Annotated in this window: 15 protein-coding genes; 9 read left to right on the top strand and 6 right to left on the bottom strand. The window is 71.9% G+C overall.

The window, feature by feature from the left end; genetic code table 11:
• Positions 1-19: 19 nt before the first annotated feature.
• The 3 genes from ACWDBB_RS02960 to ACWDBB_RS02970 form a co-directional block, all read right to left on the bottom strand.
• Complete coding sequence (locus ACWDBB_RS02960; protein WP_449787933.1) at positions 20-880, bottom strand: hypothetical protein; 861 nt, start codon at positions 878-880, stop codon at positions 20-22.
• Positions 881-1169: 289 nt separating this feature from the next.
• Positions 1170-2318, bottom strand: a complete 1149-nt coding sequence (locus ACWDBB_RS02965) for a metallophosphoesterase (RefSeq protein WP_449788103.1) — start codon at positions 2316-2318, stop codon at positions 1170-1172.
• 421 nt (positions 2319-2739) lie between these two features.
• Complete coding sequence (locus ACWDBB_RS02970; RefSeq protein ID WP_188296553.1) at positions 2740-3897, bottom strand: LacI family DNA-binding transcriptional regulator; 1158 nt, start codon at positions 3895-3897, stop codon at positions 2740-2742.
• A 343-nt stretch (positions 3898-4240) separates the two neighbouring features.
• Between ACWDBB_RS02970 and hisC the strand changes: the two genes are divergently transcribed.
• From hisC to ACWDBB_RS02995, 5 genes are all read left to right on the top strand, one after another.
• Positions 4241-5320 carry a histidinol-phosphate transaminase gene (gene hisC / locus ACWDBB_RS02975; protein WP_449787934.1) on the top strand — a complete coding sequence of 360 codons (1080 nt, stop codon included), beginning with the start codon at positions 4241-4243 and terminating at the stop codon, positions 5318-5320.
• A 356-nt stretch (positions 5321-5676) separates the two neighbouring features.
• The gene (locus ACWDBB_RS02980; RefSeq protein WP_449787935.1) at positions 5677-7065 is read left to right on the top strand and encodes an efflux RND transporter periplasmic adaptor subunit; all 1389 of its coding nucleotides are present in this window, start codon (positions 5677-5679) and stop codon (positions 7063-7065) included.
• Positions 7066-7074: 9 nt separating this feature from the next.
• Complete coding sequence (locus ACWDBB_RS02985) at positions 7075-7914, top strand: ABC transporter ATP-binding protein (RefSeq protein WP_449787936.1); 840 nt, start codon at positions 7075-7077, stop codon at positions 7912-7914.
• The gene (locus tag ACWDBB_RS02990) at positions 7911-9122 is read left to right on the top strand and encodes an ABC transporter permease (protein WP_449787937.1); all 1212 of its coding nucleotides are present in this window, start codon (positions 7911-7913) and stop codon (positions 9120-9122) included. The genes ACWDBB_RS02985 and ACWDBB_RS02990 overlap by 4 nt, the downstream gene beginning before the upstream one ends.
• A 10-nt stretch (positions 9123-9132) precedes the next feature.
• Positions 9133-9804: a DUF5666 domain-containing protein gene (locus tag ACWDBB_RS02995; protein ID WP_449787938.1), complete on the top strand. Its 672-nt coding sequence runs from the start codon at positions 9133-9135 to the stop codon at positions 9802-9804.
• An 84-nt stretch (positions 9805-9888) separates the two neighbouring features.
• Here ACWDBB_RS02995 and ACWDBB_RS03000 read toward each other — a convergent pair whose 3' ends face one another.
• On the bottom strand, positions 9889-10140 hold the full coding sequence (locus ACWDBB_RS03000) for a hypothetical protein (RefSeq protein WP_449787939.1): 252 nt from the start codon (positions 10138-10140) through the stop codon (positions 9889-9891).
• Positions 10137-10499, bottom strand: coding sequence for an ATP-binding protein (locus ACWDBB_RS03005; RefSeq protein ID WP_449787940.1), 363 nt, complete (start codon positions 10497-10499; stop codon positions 10137-10139). The genes ACWDBB_RS03000 and ACWDBB_RS03005 overlap by 4 nt, the downstream gene beginning before the upstream one ends.
• A gap of 232 nt (positions 10500-10731) precedes the next feature.
• Between ACWDBB_RS03005 and ACWDBB_RS03010 the strand changes: the two genes are divergently transcribed.
• Both ACWDBB_RS03010 and ACWDBB_RS03015 read left to right on the top strand, forming a co-directional pair.
• Positions 10732-11598, top strand: coding sequence for a helix-turn-helix domain-containing protein (locus ACWDBB_RS03010; protein ID WP_449787941.1), 867 nt, complete (start codon positions 10732-10734; stop codon positions 11596-11598).
• Positions 11591-11791, top strand: coding sequence for a DUF397 domain-containing protein (locus ACWDBB_RS03015; protein WP_449787942.1), 201 nt, complete (start codon positions 11591-11593; stop codon positions 11789-11791). Before ACWDBB_RS03010 ends, ACWDBB_RS03015 begins: the two co-directional genes overlap by 8 nt.
• Before the next feature lie 145 nt (positions 11792-11936).
• On the opposite strand, the gene ACWDBB_RS03020 is transcribed toward ACWDBB_RS03015, so the two are convergent.
• Positions 11937-12575 carry a nucleotidyltransferase domain-containing protein gene (locus ACWDBB_RS03020; protein ID WP_449787943.1) on the bottom strand — a complete coding sequence of 213 codons (639 nt, stop codon included), beginning with the start codon at positions 12573-12575 and terminating at the stop codon, positions 11937-11939.
• 425 nt (positions 12576-13000) lie between these two features.
• On the opposite strand from ACWDBB_RS03020, the gene ACWDBB_RS03025 reads away from it, so the two are divergent.
• On the top strand, positions 13001-13480 hold the full coding sequence (locus ACWDBB_RS03025; protein ID WP_449787944.1) for a ricin-type beta-trefoil lectin domain protein: 480 nt from the start codon (positions 13001-13003) through the stop codon (positions 13478-13480).
• A gap of 106 nt (positions 13481-13586) precedes the next feature.
• A complete protein-coding gene (locus ACWDBB_RS03030) occupies positions 13587-13790 on the top strand; it encodes an EF-hand domain-containing protein (protein ID WP_449787945.1) in 204 nt (67 codons plus the stop codon).
• The last annotated feature ends 35 nt before the right edge of the window (positions 13791-13825 follow it).

Below are 13825 nucleotides of genomic sequence, written 5' to 3' on the forward strand. Positions count from 1 at the left end.
CCCCCTTGCGGGAGAAGGCTCAGCCGACCTCGTCGGGCCCGGTGAAGTCGGGCGGCGTGTACCCGGGCCCGGTGAAGTCGGGCGGGGTGAAGGCGGCAGGGCGGGGCGTACGGCCGTGGGGGTCGGTCAGCCCCTCGGGGCCGGGGCTGGTGAACCCGGGGGAGCTGTAGCCGGGCCTGCTGAAGTCGGGGCTGCTGAAGTCGGGCCCGGTGCCCGCCGCGGTCCGGGCCGCCGAGCCGGGCACCTGCGGCAGCGCGTCGAGCAGGTACGGGACGAGTCCGCGCTCGCGCAGCGCGGTGCGCCACTCGCGGTGGGCGTCGCCGAGTTCGGCGGCGAGTTCCGGGTCGGTGCCGGCCGGGGCGGTCGCGGCGCCCTCGCGCAGGGCGGTGAGCAGCAGCCCGACGATGCCGATGGCCATCGCGGCGACGCCGGCGGCGAGCGCCACCCAGCCGGCCGTGACCAGGGAGTGGGCGAGCGCGAGGTTCGGGCTGGTGGCGCGCAGCAGGTAGCCGATCAGCAGCAGGAACAGGGCGGCGGCCCAGGCCAGGATCGGGGTGAGCACGGTGAGGGCGGGGAACAGTCCGGCGCCGCCCCCGGAGCGCAGTTGGCTGAGCAGCCCGGGTGCCGCGCTGTCGCTGCCGGGCGTCGGCGGGGGCGCGCTGTGCAGGCTCTCGCGCAGCCGGGTGTAGTGGGTGTACTCGGTGGCGGCCGCGGCGTTGATCCGGTCGGCGTCGCGCAGGGCGCTGATGCGCAGCTGGTCGGTGGTGAGCGCGCCGGGCGCGCGCAGGGCGGTGAGGACGGTGCGGTCGCGCAGGGCTTCCGTGAGGAGGCGCTCGTACTCCGCGCGGTCCTCGGCGAGCAGTGGCGGGGGGTTGGACATGGGGACCCCGTTCGTGCGGACCCCGTTCGCCGCGCCCCGGGGGCGCGCGGCCCTCAGGGCGCCGGAACGGGCGCGGAGGCGGGCCGCCGGACGGGCGGCCGGGTGTGGTGTGCCTCATGGTAGGGGCGGGCGCGCCCGGGCTGACAGTCGGTTTCCGGAATTTCGCGCCCCGGGACGCGCGCGTGCGACGGCCCGAGCGCCGGGAACAACTGTTCTGCGACGATGGTGGGTTGACGACCGGTCGGCGGACGCGTCCGGTTCGGCGGCCGCCCGGCCCACTCGCCGCCGCTCAGCCGATCGGCAGCCGGGCGACCAGCAGCCGCCCCTCCATGGTGACGCCGCCGTCCATCGCCACCGCGAGGTCGTCCGCGTACACGTACGGCCCGGGGATGTGCGGCGGCTGGCCGTCGTCGTTGTGCACCGCGCCGGTGAGGTACGGGATCGGGCTGTGCCCGTGCACGATCCGGGTGCCGCCGTAGGTGTCCAGCAGCTCGTGGACGGCCATCGGCCCGGCGTCGCCGCGGAAGGCGAAGCGCTTGGTGAAACGGCGGAAGCAGTCCCACCAGTCGTCCACGCTGCCGTCGGCGAGCAGGCCGTGCACGGCGTCGTTGACGTCGGGGATGGACTCGCCGTACTCCAGGTACGCGGTGGTGTCGGAGTGCAGCAGTAGGTGGCCGTCCTCCAGCGCGATCGCGGGCAGCCGGGAGAGCCAGCTGATGTGGTGCGCCTCCAGCCGGTCCAGGTCGTTCTGCTGGCCGCCGTTGAGCCGCCAGGCGGCGAGGAAGGAGGCGGTGCCGGCGGTGGACTGGACGGGCTCGTCGCCGTACTTGGCGGCGCCCAGGAAGAGCAGTTCGTGGTTGCCCATCAGGGCGCGGCAGTAGCCGCCGGCCGCGGCGGCCTCGGCGGCGAGCTGCATGACCAGGTCGATGACGCCGATGCCGTCGGGGCCGCGGTCGGTGAAGTCGCCGAGGAACCAGATCCGGGCGCGGCCGGCGGACCAGTGGCCGTCGTCGTCGATCAGGCCCTGGTGGCGCAGTTCGGCGCGCAGCTCCTCCAGGTAGCCGTGCACGTCGCCGACGACGTAGACCGGGCCGGGCGGCTCGCCGGGGCCGGGGGCCGGGTACGGGTAGGTCGGTGCGGCGGGGTCGGGCAGCGGCGGGCCGAGTTCGATGGTCGGCGGGTCGTCGCGGCCGGCGAGCTGGAGCGCCGGGGAGGGCTGGTCGGGCAGGGTGGGCTCGTAGCCGCCCTGCTCGCGGCCGTCGTACCCGCTCGGCTCCTGGCCTTCGTAGCCGCTCTGGTCCTGGCTGTCGTAGCCGCCCTGCTCCTGGCTGTCGTACTCCTGGCCTTCGTAGCCGCTCTGGTCCTGGCCGTCGTACCCGCCCTGTTCCCGCCCCTCGTACCCGCTGCCCGGGTGCGAGAAGCTCGGGTTGTGGTCCATGCCGATCCCCTGGGCGTGCACGGTGTGCCCCTGGCCGTCGGCGGGCCAGTGCTGCTCCAGGTAGCGGGCTCCGCCGTAGCCGCTGTAGGTCTCCCCGTCGTAGCCCTCCCCTTCATAGGGGGCGGCCTGGTAGCCCGGGGCGGGGTCGGGTTCGTAATAGGTGCCGTACGGCAGCACGTCGAGGTCCGGCTGGTGGCGGGGGCCCGGGTGGGGGTGCTCGGGCCCGGGGAAGCGGTCCTCGGGTGTCATTCGCCCATCATAGGAAGACCACTCTCCCGGCGTCGTCACCTGGTGGGTATCCAATCCTCCGGAGCGTCAGCCGGGCGGACCCGCAGGGTCCGTTTTGTCCCGGCTCGGTACGGTCTCGTCAGCCCCGGCCGGGTACCGTGCTCCGGCGTCGGGGCTGCTGCTGCGCGGTGGTCTAAACCTCGCCCGGGGGGCGGGGCGGGCTGACGGTGGTGCGCGGACTCCGGCGCTGGGAGGACGCGCGGACGATCAGCTCGGTCGGCATCAGGGTGCCCGGCGGCGGCCCGGTGCCGGCGGTGCGGAACCGCGGTGGGAAGAGCCTGGCGATGTCGACGCCCGTCCCGGAGTCCACGCCCTCGATCGCGTCGATGAGCAGGTTGACCACGGTGGTGCCGATCTTGCGCGGCTTGAGCGAGAGCGTGGTGATCGGCGGTTCGGTGGTCGCGTAGACGTCGCTCTCGCTGCAACAGACCAGCAGCAGGTCGTCCGGCACCCGCAGGCCGTAGCGGCGGGCGGCGGCCAGCAGGTCGGTGCCGTTGGGGTCGAACAGTCCGTAGACCGCGTCCGGCCGGTCGGGGCGGGCGAGCAGCCGGTCGGCGGCGACGGCGCCGGCGGCCGGGTCGTGCGCAGGGTAGGTCTCGTACACCGGCTCCTGCCCGACCTTGGCGCACCAGCCGAGGTAGGCCTCGGTGGACAGCCGGGTGTAGGTGTCGGTGCTGGTGCCGGTGAGCAGGCCGATCCGGCGGGCGCCGGCTTCGGAGAGGTGGTCGAGGATGCCGAGCACGGCGGCCTCGTGGTCGTTGTCGACCCAGGCGGTGACCGGGCAGTTGCCGGGTTTGCCGTCGCTGACCACCGGGACGCCGGACCGGTACAGCTCGCTCACCAGGGGGTCCTGGTCGGGCGGGTCGATCACCACGGTGCCGTCCAGGGCGATGTTGCCCCAGACGTCGTGGCGGGAGGAGGCGGGCAGCACCACCAGCGCGTAACCGCGGCCCAGGGCGGCGCTGGTGGCGGCCCTGGCCATCTCGGCGAAGTACGCGAACTCGGTGAAGGTGAACGGCTCCTCACCGTAGGTCGTGACGGTCAGCCCGATCAGGCCGGACCGGCCGGTGCGCAGGGTGCGGGCGGCCGCGGAGGGGCGGTAGCCGAGGCGCTCGGCGACCTCGCGCACCCGGCTGCGGGTCTCGTCGGGCAGGCGGCCCTTTCCGTTCAGCGCGTCGGAGACAGTGGTGATCGACACTCCGGCGGCTGCTGCCACATCCCGGATGCCGGCCCGCTCCAGACGCCGCGAGGTGGTGGGTCGCCGACCGCTCTGGTTGGCTGCTGCTGTCATGGCGGACCGATCGTATGGCTCCTGACAAGGGTCTGTGACCGGCGCATCGGGAGCCCTCGGAGATACGTTTCTCCAAGAGTGAGCCGGGGTTCGCCCCTTCGATACCCACCCGGAACCGGTCCTCTTACCTCTGACATGTGCCAAAGGAACGGGGCAGAATGGCTGAACTGCGCCTGTAACCCGACCGGGCATCTCACTCCTACGGGTGAGGGGCGATCGGTATCGTGCAAGACACCCGACCGGGGTGGTCCGCGTGCGACACGAGGTCCCGGGCACGGAGGCGAACCCGTCCGTGGCGGGCGAGCGCACCGGAGAGTTCCGCAACTGGAAACGGAGTACGACCGTGAGCAGTGGTACGTCAGCGCAGGGCCCGCGGCTGCGGCCGACCCTCGACGGCATCCCCACCTACAAGCCCGGCAAGCCGGCCGGCGCCGACGCCTACAAGCTGTCCTCGAACGAGAACCCCTACGAGCCGCTGCCCGGCGTGCTGGAGACGGCCGTCCAGGCGGCCGGTTCGTTCAACCGCTACCCCGACATGGGCGTCACCGAGCTGACCTCGGCGCTGGCCGAGCGCTTCGGCGTGCCCGCCGAGCACATCGCCACCGGCACCGGCTCGGTCGGCATCGCCCAGTCCCTGGTGCTCGTCACGGCCGGCCCGGGCGACGAGGTGGTCTTCGCCTGGCGCTCCTTCGAGGCGTACCCGATCGTCGCCACCGTCTCCGGTGCCACCCCCGTCCCGGTGCCGCTCAAGGCGAACGGCGACCACGACCTGGACGCGATGCTCGCCGCGATCACCCCGAACACCCGGCTGGTCTTCGTCTGCAACCCCAACAACCCCACCGGCAACGTGATCCACCGCGCCGAGCTGGAGACCTTCCTGGACGCCGTCCCGAGCGACGTCCTGGTCGTGGTGGACGAGGCCTACATCGAGTTCATCCGCGACCCCGAGGTGCCCAACGGCATCGACCTCTACCGGGACCGCCCGAACGTCTGCGTGCTGCGCACCTTCTCCAAGGCGTACGGACTGGCGGGCCTGCGGGTCGGCTTCGCGATCGCGCACGAGCCGGTGGCCGCCGCGCTGCGCAAGGTCGCCACCCCGTTCGGCGTGAGCCAGCTCGCCCAGAACGCCGCCGTCGCCTCGCTGCGCGCCGAGGAGGCGCTGCTGGAGCGGGTGGAGGCGCTGGTCGCGGAGCGCACCCGGGTGGTGGCCGGGCTGCGCGCCCAGGGCTGGGAGATCCCGGACTCGCAGGCCAACTTCGTCTGGCTCTGGCTCGGTGAGCGCTCGTTCGAGTTCGCCGCCGCGTGCGCCGAGGCCGGCGTGGTCGTGCGGCCGTTCCCGGAGGGCGTGCGGGTGTCGATCGGCGAGGCCGAGGGCAACTCGATCTTCCTGTCGGTGGCGGAGGCCTTCCGCAAGTCGCTCTGACGTTCCTGACGTCTCTGATGTCTCTGATGTCTCTGACGTCCTGCTGTTGATCGCAGGGGCGCGCCGGTTCTCCGGCGCGCCCCTGCGGCGTTCCGCCCGGATCGTCGAGGCCCTTCGAGGCCCTTCGAGGCCCTTCGGCGTCCTTCGGCGTGTCCTTCGACGCCCGGCCGAGTCTCCTCCCGGAAGGCTGTGGGTCGCTGGGAGCCCGCTGGGAGTTCGGCCAACGGCTGGCCAGGGAGCGGCCAAGGCGCCGACGGAGGCCGGGGCATCTGTCCGGAATGCCCGGATCCGGTCGGTCAGTCTTCTCCCAGCCGGTGCCCAGGGCAGCGCAAGAGCGCACCGGGAAGCTGTCCGGCATGAAGGTGCTCCCACGGCGGCGAGGCGCCGTCCTCGTCAACTCCGCGCTCGGCGTGGCCCTGCTGGGCGGGGCCGCCCTGGTGTACGCCACGGTCAGCGGCAGCTCAGGCCCGGCCTCCGCCAAGCCCGCGGCCCGTACCGCGACGGTGTCCAAGGGCACCGTCCTGGCCACCGTGTCCGGAACCGGCACCCTGGTCTCACCGACCGACGCCGCCCAGGACTTCACCACCGGCGGCCGGCTCACCGCGCTGAAGGTGGCGGTGGGGGACGCAGTGAAGAAGGGGCAGGTGCTCGCCACCGTCGACACCACGGCGGCCCAGCAGCAGGTGGACGCCGCCCAGGCGTCCCTCACCACGGCCCAGGCCAACCTCGCCAAGGCTCAGGCGGGTGTCACCACCACGACCACCGAGCCGCTGCCGGGTGCCACCTCCGACGCCTCTCCCGGCGCCGGGGCCGGCGGCGGTGGCGGCGGCCGCGGGGCGGGCGGGAGCAGTACGCCCGCCCCGCAGACCACCACCATCACCACCACCAAGGTCGACGACGCGGCCGTGGCCCAGGCCCAGCAGCAGGTCACCACCGCCCAGACCAACCTCGCCAACGCCCGGGCGGCGCTGGCCGGGACCACCCTGACCGCCTCGGTGGACGGCACCGTCGCCTCGATCTCCGGCAAGGTCGGCGACACCGTCGGGGCCACCGGCTCCGGCTCCGGGACCTCCTCCTCCGGCAAGTCCACGGGGACGGGCGCGAGTTCGACGGCCGCCCCGAGCGGCTTCATCGTGCTCACCAACCCGACCGGGATGCAGGTCACCGCCAACTTCTCCGAGCTGGACTCGCTCAAGCTGAAGAAGGGCGAGGCGGCCACCGTCACCCTGAACGCCCAGTCCGACACCAAGCTCAACGCGACCGTCCTGTCGGTCAGTTCGCTGCCCAGCAGCAGCGGCTCCGGCGGTGCGGCGGGCTCCGCCGCCGTCCAGTACGCGGCCACGCTCCAGCTCTCCGGCGACACCAGCACGCTGCGCACCGGCCTCAGCGCCACCGTCCAGGTGATCACCGGCGAGGCCGACAACGCGCTCTCGCTGCCCACCTCCGCGCTCTCTGGCACCGGCGCGTCGCGCACCGCGACCCTGGTGCGGCCGGACGGCGCCTCCGAGCGGGTCACCGTCACCGTCGGGGTCGAGGGCGACAGCACGGTGCAGGTGGTCTCCGGGCTGAAGGAGGGCGACAAGGTCGAACTCCCCACCACCAGCGGCGGGAACGGCTTCCCGAACGCCTCCTTCCCTGGGGTCGGCGGCAACCGCGGCGGCAGTGGCGGCCAGGTCTTCCCGGGCGGCGGGTCCGGCGGCGCCGGTGGGGCCGGTGGGGGCACCGGCCGCGGCGGCAGGGGCTGAGACCAGGTCATGCGTCACGTCATCGACAAGCGCGTCCCGGCCCACCCCGTCCCGGTGATCCGGCTCCGCCGGCTCACCAAGGCGTACGGGCACGGCGACGCCACCGTGCACGCGCTGCGCGGCCCGTCCGACCCGCGGAGCGGCGAACCGCAGGGCGTCAGCCTGGACATCGAGCAGGGCGACTACGTCGCCGTGATGGGCAGCTCCGGCTCCGGCAAGTCCACCCTGATGAACATCCTCGGCTGCCTGGACGTCCCGACCTCCGGCCAGTACCTGCTGGACGGCACCGACGTCGGCCACCTGGACGAACACCAGCTCGCGCTGGTGCGCAACCGCAAGATCGGCTTCGTCTTCCAGTCCTTCAACCTGGTGCCCCGCACCACCGCCCTCGCCCAGGTCGAGCTGCCGCTCGCCTACGCGGGCGTCCGCACCGCCGAACGGCGCCGCCGGGCGATGGCCGCGCTCTCCCTGGTCGGGCTCGCCGAGCGGGCCGGCCACAAGCCCAACGAGCTGTCCGGCGGCCAGCAGCAGCGCGTCGCGGTGGCGCGGGCGCTGGTGACCGCGCCCGCGATGCTGCTCGCCGACGAGCCGACCGGCAACCTCGACAGCCGTTCGACGGAGGAGGTGCTGGCCCTGATCGACGGGCTCAACGCCACCGGCCGCACGGTCGTGCTGATCACCCACGAGGACGAGGTCGCGCGGCACGCCAAGCGGGTGCTGCGGCTGGTGGACGGGCAGATCGTGAGCGACCTCCGGCAGGCCCCGGTCGAGGGCCCGCCGCCCTTCCTCGACGAGGCAGGGATGTCGTACGAGGCAGGAGCGTCGTACGAGGCGGGGGTGTCGGCGTGATCCTCTGGCAGACGCTCCGCTTCGCGGTCGGCGGCCTGGCCGCCAACAAGGTGCGCTCGGCGCTCACCATGCTCGGGGTGCTGATCGGCGTGGCCTCGGTGATCCTGCTGCTGGCCGTCGGCAACGGCTCGTCGGTGGCGGTGAAGGAGTCGATCACCTCGCTCGGCACCAACGCGCTGACGGTCAGCTCCGGTTCGGCGAACGGCGGCTCCCGGGCCACCTCCTCGGTCAAGAAGCTCACGGTCGCCGACGCCAAGGCGCTGGCGAGCGACTCCTCCAGCGGGGCGATCAGGTCCGTCGCCCCGGTGGTCACCACCAGCGCGACGGCGCTCTACGGGAACATCTCGTACAGCCCGGGCTCGGTCGTCGGCACCTACCCGTCGTACTTCGAGACCGCCAACCAGAAGGTCGCGCACGGCGAGTACTTCACCGACGACGACGTCCTCGCCTCGCGCAAGGTCGCGGTGCTCGGCGCGACGACGGCCAAGCAGCTGTTCGACACCGAGGACCCTGTCGGCAAGTCGGTGGTCCTGGGCGGCACGCCGTTCACCGTGGTCGGCGTGCTCCAGGCCAAGGGCGGCAGCGGCTTCACCGACCCGGACGACGTGGTGATCGCCCCCCTGCCGACGGTGCAGAACGCCTTCACCGGCTTCGGCTCCGTCAACCAGATCCTGGTCCAGGCCTCGTCCGCGGACAGCACCACGGCGGCCCAGTCGGAGATCACCCGGGTCCTGCTCGGGACGCACGCGATCGCCGACCCGGCCAAGGCGGACTTCCGGATCACCAGCCAGGCCTCGCTGCTCACGGCGAGGGAGAGCACGACGAAGACCTTCACCGTGCTGCTCGGCGCGGTGGCGGCGATCTCGCTGCTGGTCGGCGGGATCGGGATCACCAACATCATGCTGGTGACGGTCACCGAACGGACGCGCGAGATCGGCATCCGCAAGGCGCTCGGCGCGCCGCGCGCGGTGATCCTGGGGCAGTTCCTCACCGAGTCGACGCTGCTGTCGGTGATCGGCGCGGGGCTGGGGGTGGCGGCCGGGATCGCCGGCTCGCACTTCAGCATCGTCGGCATCAAGCCGGTGGTGATCCCCGAGAGCGTGCTGGGCGCGTTCGCCATCGCCGTCGCCATCGGGCTGTTCTTCGGCAGCTACCCCGCCAACCGGGCCGCCTCGCTGCGGCCGATCGACGCCCTCCGGCACGAGTAGGACTCCATCCATGAGCAGCAAAGAGATCGCCACGGTCGCCACGACCGAGGCCGGTACGCCGGCCGAGCAGGTCGCCCTGCTGGCCACCCCGCCGGACGCGCGGGACGTGAGCGCCGAACTGGCCGCGCCGCCGAGGAGGAAGCTGCCCTGGCTCAGCCTGGTGCTGGCGGGTGGCGTGATCGCCACCGGCGCGTTCGCGGGCGGGGTCTGGTTCCAGCAGAACCAGGGGTCCTCCTCGGGGGGTGGGAAGTCCTCCGCCTCCCGGCCGGCTGCGGCCTCCGCGGCGGGGGGATACGGGGCGGGCGGCTACGGGCAGAGCGGCTCCGGCCGTAGGGGCCAGGGGCAGGGCGGCCAGGGCCAGGGCCAGGGCCAGGGTGGTTTCGCTCGTGGCACGGTCAAGGCCGTGGACGGCAACACCGTCTACCTGACGGACTCCAACGGCAACACCATCAAGGTCACCACCGGCGACGCGACGAAGGTCCAGCTCAACAAGGAGGGCAAGGTCGCCGACCTCCAGCCCGGCCAGAGCGTGACCGTCGTCGGCACCCCCGACGCCAACGGTGGCTACACCGCCAGCCAGCTCGTCGAAGGGGCTGCCGGTGCGGGCGGCTTCGGTGGCGGGGGCTTCGGTGGCGGGGGCTTCGGTGGCGGTGGCGCGCCCAGGAACCCGTCCGGCGGCTGACCCGGAGCCGACGGACGACCGCGAGGCCCTCGCCCCTTCCCCGGGCGAGGGCCTCCGCATGTGCTCAGCGCGGTTCGAGGCGTCTCACCGCTCCCACGCCGCCTCCCGGTCCAGCTCCCGGAGCAGGTGGAGGAGGTTGAGGAGGGTGGAGACGGGCGCGTTGCCGAAGTCGACCAGGAGGCGCCCGTCGAGGATGGTCTCGCCGGCCGAGGCGGAGCCCCAGAGGAGTCCGTACGGGAGACCTCGCCGGTGGAGTTCGCCGAGGAGGGCGGTGATGTGGGAGGGGGTGAAGTCCCGCATCCGGGGGTCGTCCGGCGCGATCGGCTCGCGGGTCACGCGGCCGAGTCCAGCTCGTACCAGACCGTTTTGCCACGCTTCTGGGGGTCGACGCCCCAGCGGTGGGTGAGCCCGGCGACGAGCTGGAGACCCCGGCCGGACTCGGCGAGGAGGTTGCGGGACTGCTCGTCGGGGAGCATGGAGCTCTCGTCCGCGACGCAGACCCGGAGGGTGCGGCCGAGGAGGGAGAAGTAGACGACGGGCGAGGCGGTGTCGGCGTGCCGCCAGGCGTTGACGATCAGCTCGTCGAGGGCCAACTCGGCGGCGATGATGGTCTCGGGGTCCCAGGCGGCGCGGATCAGGACGTCCCGCAGGGCCTGCCGGGTGAGGGTGATCGAGGGGGTGATACGGGTGCACACGGGAACCTCCGCGAGGCTGTGGTGTGGGGAGGAGAAGGGAGCCGTGAGCCAGGCCGGGATGCGGTTGCTCTTCGGCAGGAGGGCAGCAGGCGCCTACTGCCCGGAAATCATGGGATGCTGACGATCCGTCGGATCGATCTGGGAATGACGATAGCGCGGATCGCCACAAACTTGTGGCGATCCGCAAGAAGTTCACCCGGACGTGGCTACCGCTCTGAGGCAGACTGATCCCATGGCCCTACGATCGAACCCGACCCTCCGTCAGCTGCGGTTGGGCGCAGAGCTGCGCAGGATGCGGGAGCAGGCCGGTCTCGGCGGCAGCCAACTCGCTCGCGCTCTTGGTATCAACCCCGCCCACGTGACCCAGATGGAGAGCGGGAAGACCGGCATCAGCGTCGAACGCCTGCGGACGATCGCCGCGTTGTGCATGTGCGTGAACGAGCCCTTGATCGATGCGCTGACGGACATCATCACGGACCGTGACAGGGGCGGTTGGTGGGAGGAGTACCGCGGGCGCCTCTCGCAGCACTTCCTGGAGATGGCCGAGATGGAGAGCCGTGCCCGCGCGCTCTCGACCTACACCATGGCCTTCATCCCCGGGTTGCTCCAAACCACGAATTACGCTTCTGCAGTCTTTGCCCGAGGAGTCCCGCACCTTCCCCAGCACGAGGTTGACCTGCGGGCCGCCTTCCGCATGCAGCGGCAGAACGTGGTCCGTTCTGGCGAGACTCCGTACTCAGCCTTCATCCATGAGGCGGCGCTGCGCATGCAGTTCAGCGGCCCCAAGGTCCAAGCCGAGCAGCTTGGCGGCCTCATCGAGGACTCCGAACAGTCGACCGTATCGATCCGAGTCGTCCTGTTCGACGTGGACACGCTCCCGGTCAACTACGAGAACTTCACGTACGTTGAAGGCCCGATCCCCGAGCTCGACACGGTGCAGATGGACTCAGGCCTCGACAGCGTGATCTTCGACGCTCCGGCCCAAATCGCTCAGTTCCGCTCCCGGCTCGACCGGCTCGATTCGGCGGCCCTCTCGGAGGAAGAGTCTCGGGATTTCATTCAAACCATCAAGAAGGATATGGAAAGCAAACATGTCTGACTCCACCTGGCAGAAGTCCAGTTACTCGGCCGCCAACTCCGAATGTGTTGAGGTCCGTGCGGCTGATGGCGTGATCGAACTTCGGGAGTCCGACGAGGGCGACGTCATCGTCCGCACGACCGTGCGCAAGTTCGCCGCCTTCCTCCAGGGCGCGAAGGCCGGCGACTTCGACCACCTGACCACCACCGCCTAGCGACCCGTCCTCTGGCCTGTCGCTCCTGCGCGACAGGCCAGAGCGTGAGGCTCACTGGCTCGGGACCCTCGTGTACTTCTAGGCCCGTAGCGCCGTGGCCCCGTCGAGCTGTTGCTCGACGGGGCCACGACGTTCGCGGTGTCCGCTACCCTGCCAGCTCCACCAGCCACGGATGCCCGGGGTGGATCTGCTCCAGCCACCCGCCGAGGGCTTCCCGCCTCGCCCGACTCAGCAGCGGCAGCACGGTGTCGAAGTCCGCCCGGTCCTTGGGCCGTGCCGCCTTCGCCTTGAACAGCAGCACCAACTCCGGCGCCAGGTAAGGAATCCCGTCGGGCGTCCGCTCGATGACGTCCTCGTACGGCAGCCGCAACCGCTCGTCCCGTCGGCAGACCCAGGTCCTGCCGTCGTGCGGCTCGCGGAAGACGTCGAGCAGGAACCGCCCGCTGTCCGGCTCCCGCAGCCAGGTCTGGTGGGTGGCCGCCAGGGCCTCCGCACCGGCCGCCGGCCAGACCCGTCCCGAACCGGCCGCGTCGAACACGTGGTCCGGGAAGCGGCCCCGGACCTCCGGGAATCCCGCCGTGGGCACCGCGATCTCCAGGTCGCCGTGCGGCCGCGACTGTCGCCCGAGGAACAGGTCGAGCGCCCACCCCGCCGCGACGCACCAGCTGGTGCTCACGCCGGCCAGCCGCTCCGCGACCTGTTCCGGCCGCCACGGGTCCGCCCACCGGGCTGCCAGTTCGTCCGCATCGAGCACGACGCCGCCGGGCGGCAATGAGTCGGTCACCATGCCAACCTACGTGCCGCACCAGCCGAAGCGCGCCGGCCCGGCCGCCACGGCTCAGGGCCGCTCCGAAGGCTCCCCGCGCGGGAAGTCGGCCCGGCCGACTCCCCGCGCCGCCATGCCTGGACACCGGCGCGGTGCGTTCCGGCGGCCCCTTTCTCTCCGCAAGGGGCCGCCGAAAGATCGGACGCGGTCTATTCGATTTTCGGGGCCGTATGGTTCACGGACCCGCTGAAGCCGTTCCCCCTCATCGCTTCCCGTCAGCGCCGGCGCACCGGGTTACTCGTTCGGATGAACACGGTGCACGTCAGCAGTGGTTCGTCCTCGATCGCTGCTATCACTTTCCTTGCGCTCGGGCCCGAGCAGGGAAAGAACCCTCATGGTTGTGCGCGAACCGCACGGCCGCCAGCGAGAACGGAATCCGCCTCATGGCCATCGCACTCCGCAAGACGCTCGCCGTCGCCACGCTGGCCCTGACGGCCTCCTTCCTGCCGGCCGGCGGGGCCGGGGCCGCCGACACCACCCACCGCGCCCCGCGCACCCCCGGGCTCTACTGCCTCGCCAACGCCTGGGGCACCCCGAACGTCTCCACGAAGCCGTGCGACGCCAACGACAACGGCCAGCACTGGAAGCTCTCGGGCGAGCAGATCTCCCTCGCCAAGGCGCCGGCCTACTGTTTCGCCAACACCTGGAACGCCCCGGACGTCTCCACGAAGGCCTGCAACCCCAACGACCAGGGGCAGTACTGGACGGTCAACGGCCAGCAGATCTCGCTGACCTTCGCCCCGGCCTACTGCCTGGCCAACGCCTGGGGCACCCCGAACGTCTCCACCAAGCCGTGCGACGCCAAGGACCCGGGCCAGCACTGGGTGGTCTTCAACGAGCAGATCAGCCTGGCGCTCGCCTGATACCCGCCGGCCCTCCCGACCCGCCGCTCCCGATCGTCACCCCGTAGCAGTGGACGCCGTTACGGGGTGCTCCGGGCGCGAAGCCACCTCCCCCGAAAGGAAGATCATGACCAGCGAAGCCGAGAAGAAGGCCGCATTCGACCAGATCGACACCGACGGCGACGGATTCATCAGCGCCGCCGAGCTCAAGGCCCACGTCCAGCAGGACCCCAAGGTGAGCGACGCCAACGCCGAGGCGATCTTCAAGTGGGCGGACGACAACAGCGACGGCCAGATCAGCTTCAAGGAATACGCCGAGTTCGTCCGGTAGTCGGCTCCATCCGGCTTCAGCGGCCGGGCGCCCCG

The organism is Kitasatospora sp. NPDC001095 (assembly GCF_053598615.1).

Coding starts and splice junctions, on each gene's coding strand:
- ACWDBB_RS02960 (WP_449787933.1), bottom strand. CDS start 880: ATGTCCAACCCCCCGCCACTGCTCGCCGAGGACCGCGCGGAGTACGAG.
- ACWDBB_RS02965 (WP_449788103.1), bottom strand. CDS start 2,318: ATGGACCACAACCCGAGCTTCTCGCACCCGGGCAGCGGGTACGAGGGG.
- ACWDBB_RS02970 (WP_188296553.1), bottom strand. CDS start 3,897: ATGACAGCAGCAGCCAACCAGAGCGGTCGGCGACCCACCACCTCGCGG.
- ACWDBB_RS02980 (WP_449787935.1), top strand. CDS start 5,677: ATGAAGGTGCTCCCACGGCGGCGAGGCGCCGTCCTCGTCAACTCCGCG.
- ACWDBB_RS02985 (WP_449787936.1), top strand. CDS start 7,075: ATGCGTCACGTCATCGACAAGCGCGTCCCGGCCCACCCCGTCCCGGTG.
- ACWDBB_RS02995 (WP_449787938.1), top strand. CDS start 9,133: ATGAGCAGCAAAGAGATCGCCACGGTCGCCACGACCGAGGCCGGTACG.
- ACWDBB_RS03010 (WP_449787941.1), top strand. CDS start 10,732: ATGGCCCTACGATCGAACCCGACCCTCCGTCAGCTGCGGTTGGGCGCA.
- ACWDBB_RS03015 (WP_449787942.1), top strand. CDS start 11,591: ATGTCTGACTCCACCTGGCAGAAGTCCAGTTACTCGGCCGCCAACTCC.
- ACWDBB_RS03025 (WP_449787944.1), top strand. CDS start 13,001: ATGGCCATCGCACTCCGCAAGACGCTCGCCGTCGCCACGCTGGCCCTG.
- ACWDBB_RS03030 (WP_449787945.1), top strand. CDS start 13,587: ATGACCAGCGAAGCCGAGAAGAAGGCCGCATTCGACCAGATCGACACC.